The organism is Desulfobulbaceae bacterium, assembly GCA_015231515.1.
Classification (GTDB): domain Bacteria; phylum Desulfobacterota; class Desulfobulbia; order Desulfobulbales; family VMSU01; genus JADGBM01.
This window is the reverse complement of record JADGBM010000155.1, coordinates 1-5395: the sequence shown is the minus strand read 5'-3', so window position 1 is coordinate 5395 and position 5395 is coordinate 1. Positions and strand designations below refer to the sequence as shown.

The 5395-nt window shown below is 43.1% G+C and carries 3 protein-coding genes; all 3 read left to right on the top strand.

Going from position 1 to position 5395, the window contains the following annotated elements; genetic code table 11:
• The first annotated feature begins 10 nt into the window (after window positions 1-10).
• The 3 genes from HQK80_15115 to HQK80_15105 are packed head-to-tail and all read left to right on the top strand — an operon-like array spanning window position 11 to window position 5312.
• On the top strand, window positions 11-1411 hold the full coding sequence (locus HQK80_15115) for a hypothetical protein (protein ID MBF0223524.1): 1401 nt from the start codon (window positions 11-13) through the stop codon (window positions 1409-1411).
• Window positions 1408-4065: an AAA family ATPase gene (locus tag HQK80_15110; GenBank protein MBF0223523.1), complete on the top strand. Its 2658-nt coding sequence runs from the start codon at window positions 1408-1410 to the stop codon at window positions 4063-4065. The genes HQK80_15115 and HQK80_15110 overlap by 4 nt, the downstream gene beginning before the upstream one ends.
• A gap of 8 nt (window positions 4066-4073) precedes the next feature.
• Window positions 4074-5312: a putative DNA binding domain-containing protein gene (locus HQK80_15105; protein ID MBF0223522.1), complete on the top strand. Its 1239-nt coding sequence runs from the start codon at window positions 4074-4076 to the stop codon at window positions 5310-5312.
• The last annotated feature ends 83 nt before the right edge of the window (window positions 5313-5395 follow it).

Here is a 5395-nt window from a genome sequence, read left to right as displayed (position 1 = left end):
ACTGTTTAAAATGATGGAAGATAAAAGAAACCTTGAAGGTTACACTAGTGCAATTTGGAAAGCTGGCTCTCAATACTGGGGGCAAAAAGGGGTATTGGTTAGTCTTATGAGAGAGTTGCCTGTTTCTTTATATTCAGGTCAGCCTTTTGATCAGAATTCAGGTTTATTAAAACCTCATGATGCAATTGATTTAACTACACTTTGGACTTACTGCTCATCAAGTGAATTTTCAGTGGTCGTTAGGCAAATTGACCAAGCATTAAAAGTCACTAATGCTACACTAGGAAAAATCCCCATTGACTGGAGTTTATGGCAAAAAGTCGCTGAAGAAAAATACCCCAACGGCCTGCCCGAACCCTACACAGATGATCCCACCCAATGGATCTTCCACGGTCATCCCTGCGGTTCAGTCATTTGGAGTGAAACAAGCAAGCGACTGGAAGTCGCTTCTGTTCGCACCGACCACACCGTCCTGCATATCGCCGTAGCCCGACTTCTCGGCTACCGCTGGCCTGCCGAAGGTAGAAGCGGCTTCCAGCCGCTTTCATCCTCCTCCGAAACCACGCGCCAAGATGGCGCGTCTACTCTCGAACTCGCCCCCGAACAACGCGAGTGGGTAAACCGTTGCGCCGATCTAGTCCCCTTAAGTGATGAAGACGGCATCGTCTGCATCCCCTCCGTCCGAGGTGAAGCTGTCGCCAGCGACCGCCTGCTCAACCTCCTGGCCGCTGCCTATGATAAGGCATGGTCCACCACTATCCTCGATCAACTTCTCACCTCCTGCGACCACGCTGGTAAAACACTCGATTCCTGGTTACGAGAAAAATTCTTCACCCAACACTGTAAACTCTTTGGCCACCGACCATTTATCTGGCATATCTGGGATGGTCTTTCCGACGGTTTTGCGGCTTTGCTAAACTACCACAAACTCGACTACAAAAACCTGGAAACCCTAATCTATACCTACCTAGGCGATTGGATTACTCGCTGCAAAGTAGAAGCGGCTTCCAGCCGCTTTGAAGAGAAACGCCAAGATGGCGCTTCTACGCTCTCCGATCCCGAAACCAAACTTGCCGCCGCCGAAGCCCTCAAAAAAAAGCTAGAGCTCATCCTGCAAGGCGAAGCACCATATGATATTTTTGTGCGCTGGAAATCTCTGGCTGAACAACCGATAGGCTGGAATCCAGATCTTAATGACGGCGTCCGCCTCAACATCCGCCCTTTCATGTCAGTACCAGACATCAAAAAAAAAGGTGCCGGTGTTCTCAAAGACAAACCCAATATTAAATGGGATAAAGACCGCGGCAAAGATGTCGAATCCGCCCCCTGGTTCCATAAATTCAAAGGCGACCGTATTAACGACCATCATCTGAGTCTGGCTGAAAAACGAAATGCAAAGGAGCAAAAATGACTGAAATATTCACAAAAGCAAAGTTCTGGAAATGTGCCCTACAGGTTAATCCCTCTAACTATATAGCTTATCGGGGTGGGGATCACGGCATGACGGAAGAACGATATAATCAAGAACTGGTTAGGGTTGCCTTGGAAAATAATATTAAGGTTATTGGTCTGGCTGATCATGGCAATGTTGAAGGTGTTGATGCGATCAGAACAGTTATGAACACACAAGGAATCATCGTTTTTCCGGGCTTTGAGATAGCGTCTACTGAAAAAGCACATTTTGTTTGTCTGTTTGATGAAAAAACTTCCACAGATCAGCTAAACCGATACTTGGGGGCATTGGGTTTGACGGATCCTAAAGATGGTATTTATCCTTCCAATAAGGGAGGCAACGATTTGATTGCCAAGGTGGAAGAGTTGGGTGGTTTTATATACGCAGCACACTGTGAAGAAGGTAGTGGGGTCTTGAAGCAGAAGTTGTGCCATGTGTGGAGTGATATAAACCTACGGGCTGCCCAGATAAAGGGAACCCTGGATGAACTAAAAAATGATGAGGAAAACAGGTATCGGAAAATATTACTCAACAAAGACCCAGCATACGAAAGAGAAATACAAATGGCCATCATCAATGCCAAAGATGTCGCAAAACCCGAGGATTTGGCTAACCCCAGAGCTTCATGTCTCATAAAAATGACAAATCCTTCTTTTGAGGCATTCAAACTTGCTTTTAAAGATCCGGAATCAAGGGTGCGCTTAAACAGTGATGTATCTGAAAAATACTTCTCACACATTGAAAGTTTTAAAGTTACGGGTGGTTACCTGGATGGAGTTCATATTAGTTTTTCAGATCATCTTAACACAGTTATCGGTGGTCGAGGTACAGGAAAATCAACGCTACTGGAATGTATACGCTATGTTTTAGAACGACGGCCCATTGGAAAAAACGCAGAAAAGCAGCATGATGAAATTATTAAGGAAAACCTTGGTAAATCAAAAGCGCGAGTTGAACTGGTTGTACGTTCATCAAAAATGAACGGCAAGCGTTTTACTCTGGCCCGGAGGTACGGAGAGACCACCAGTGTGACTGATGATAACGGGGCACCATCCTCATTTACACCGAAGGATCTATTACCAGAGATCGAAATTTACGGACAAAATGAGATCTTTGAAATCGCTCAAAACAAGATCAGTCAAAGTCAATTATTAAGCAGATTTCTGGAAATTGGTCAACATGACAGTGCATCAAAAATTCAGTTTGTGCTTAAAAAGTTGTCAGAGAACAGGCAAAAACTGATCGATTCATCAATGAAGATGGCAAGAGTCGAGGATGAAGTAGCTCGGTTACCAAAACTAGAAGAGCAGGTGGGGCAGTTTATAAGTCTTGGTCTGGAAGATAAGCTTAAAATTGTACCGCTGTTGGAAAAAGAAAGAGGCATTATGTCTCGGGCTTTGGAAGAAGAGGGGTCTAACCTTAACAACGCTTTTGAAGCTGTTAAGGATAGTCTTCCGGATACTACTTTTTTAAGCGATCATTCCCTGGAGGGGTTACCTCATGCTGAAACTTTCCGTAAAATCAAAAAGGTATTGGACAAGTTAAGCTCCGATGCCGGAAATATCTTAAGTCAGTGGGATAAGATATACATAGAGGCAAAAACAAGCATTGATAAATACGCCTTGGAATGCAGTGATAAACTTCAAAAAGAAGAAGAAACTTTAGAGAAAACCTACCGAGACCTTCCCTGCAGCGAAGGTAAAACAGGAAAAGAAATCGGTATAGAATACCAGCGCTTAATTAAAGAAATTGAACAGATTCGTCCCAAGAAACTTGTCATTGAAAACCATAGGAAGTTAAGTGCTGAGCTCAACACGCAACGTCAATCTATATTGGGGGAACTGTCTGCGATACGGGCTGACCACTCGGCTCAGTTTGAACGCTCCTTAAAGGAACTAAATAAACGCCTAAAAGGGAAGTTACGGTTAGATGCTAAAGCAGAATTTGATCGTAGGCCGGTGATTGATTTTTTGTTGCAATGTAACCTTGATGGAGTTGGTGAAGGCAGACTGAGTTGGATTGAATCGGCAGAAGATTTTTCACCCGTAAAGTTAGCTCAATTCATCAGAGAGGGAGCAAGTAAACTTCGTTCTGCTAACTGGAGTATTACCCCTACAGTTGCAGATGCCTTGGTGCGTTTAACGAAAAATCAGGTCTTGGAACTCGAGGAGCTGGAGTGCCCTGATGTAATTACAATTGAGCTGAACACTGCCCATGAAGGAAAAGAACTTTTTAAACCTCTTGAAAAACTCTCCACTGGGCAGCAATGCACGGCAATATTGCACCTGCTTCTTTTACAGAATCTGGATCCTTTAATAATGGACCAACCGGAAGATAATCTGGATAATGCTTTTATAGCGGATCGTATCGTAACCGAACTACGCTCTGCTAAAATTGCTCGCCAATTCATTTTTGCCACCCATAATGCAAACATACCTGTTTTTGGTGATGCTGAATGGATTGGTGTTTTTGAAGTTTCTGATGGGCAGGCGCAGATGCCTAGGGAGTCACAAGGAGCAATAGATGTTTCAGTGGTTCGAGATAAAGCTGCTATTATTCTTGAAGGTGGCAAAGCTGCTTTTAATCAGCGTAAATCCAAGTACGGTTTTTGAGGTGAGATATGTTAAAATCTGAATTATTGGAAATTTTAGCAAACGGGGAAAATTCCGGAGTTGAATTTAAACGAGATGACATCCGTCCTGAACAGTTAGCTAAAGAAGTTGTCGCATTTGCAAATCTCCAGGGGGGAAAAATTATCCTTGGGGTAGAGGATGATGGCCAGATATCCGGTTTACAGCAAGAATCAACACAGGAATGGGTGTTAAATATTTTTAGAGATAAAGTGCATCCTCAGATAATTCCTTTTTATGAAGAAATCGTGCTTGAAAACCAAATGAGGGTTGGCATAGTTACGATATCTATGGGGTTAGCAAAACCTTATGTGCGCCGGCATAACAATCGTGAAGAAGTTTATATACGTATGGGTGATCGTTCAGAATTAGCAAGCCGAGAGCAACAGCTACGACTTTTTGAAAGTGGAGGCTTGCTTCATGTGGAGGTCATGCCGGTTGCCGGAACTTCATTTTCAAATCTTGACAAGGATCGCTTAGATTTTTATTTACGCCATATAATTAAAGACCCAGATGTTCCTGATAGCGACTCTCTTTGGATTAGTCGGTTACTAGGCTTGGGAATGATGGCTGAAGATGGTATGGGTAATTCCGTTTGCTCAGTAGCGGGACTGTTGTGTTTTGGAGTTAACCCTCGACGTTTTCTGCGACAGTCAGGATTGCGTCTTATGGTATTTTCAGGAATAAATAAAGAATATCAAGCACAGTTAGATGTAGTGCTTGACGCACCTTTGGTTGGTCGTTGGAAAAATAATAATTTTGGAGAAAAGGAGTTAATAGATGAGGGAATTATTGAGAAGTTTTCAGCTGCTATAGAACCTTTTGTTACTCAGGAGTCAGACTGTATTGACGAAAATATGCGGCGGGAGAAATCTTGGATTTATCCTAGGGAGGCTATTAGAGAAATCACCATTAACGCATTAGCTCATAGAGATTGGACAAGATCGGTTGATATAGAAATAAGTTGTTATTCCGATCGTATGGAAGTTATTAGTCCAGGGAAGCTTCATAACTCTATGACAATCAGTAAAATGATTGCAGGTCAAAGGTCGCCGCGAAATAATCTGATTATGGAAGTTTTAAGGGACTACAGCTATGTTGATTGGCGTGGTATGGGTGTAAGAACCAAAGTTATCCCCTTGATGCGAAATCAGAATAAAAAGGAGCCTGTTTTTGAGGCTACAGAAGACTACTTAAAAACAATTCTACCAAGGAAAGATAAAGCATGAAGGTGATCGACCACCTCATAACCGCGATCCGTTCTGCATCCATCTTCAACCCAGATGTGCAATCCTCCCCTGCATGTATTTTA

Excerpts from the sequence above, each read along its gene's own strand:
- HQK80_15105 (MBF0223522.1), top strand. The coding sequence starts at position 4,074 with ATGTTAAAATCTGAATTATTGGAAATTTTAGCAAACGGGGAAAATTCC.
- HQK80_15115 (MBF0223524.1), top strand. The coding sequence starts at position 11 with ATGATGGAAGATAAAAGAAACCTTGAAGGTTACACTAGTGCAATTTGG.
- HQK80_15110 (MBF0223523.1), top strand. The coding sequence starts at position 1,408 with ATGACTGAAATATTCACAAAAGCAAAGTTCTGGAAATGTGCCCTACAG.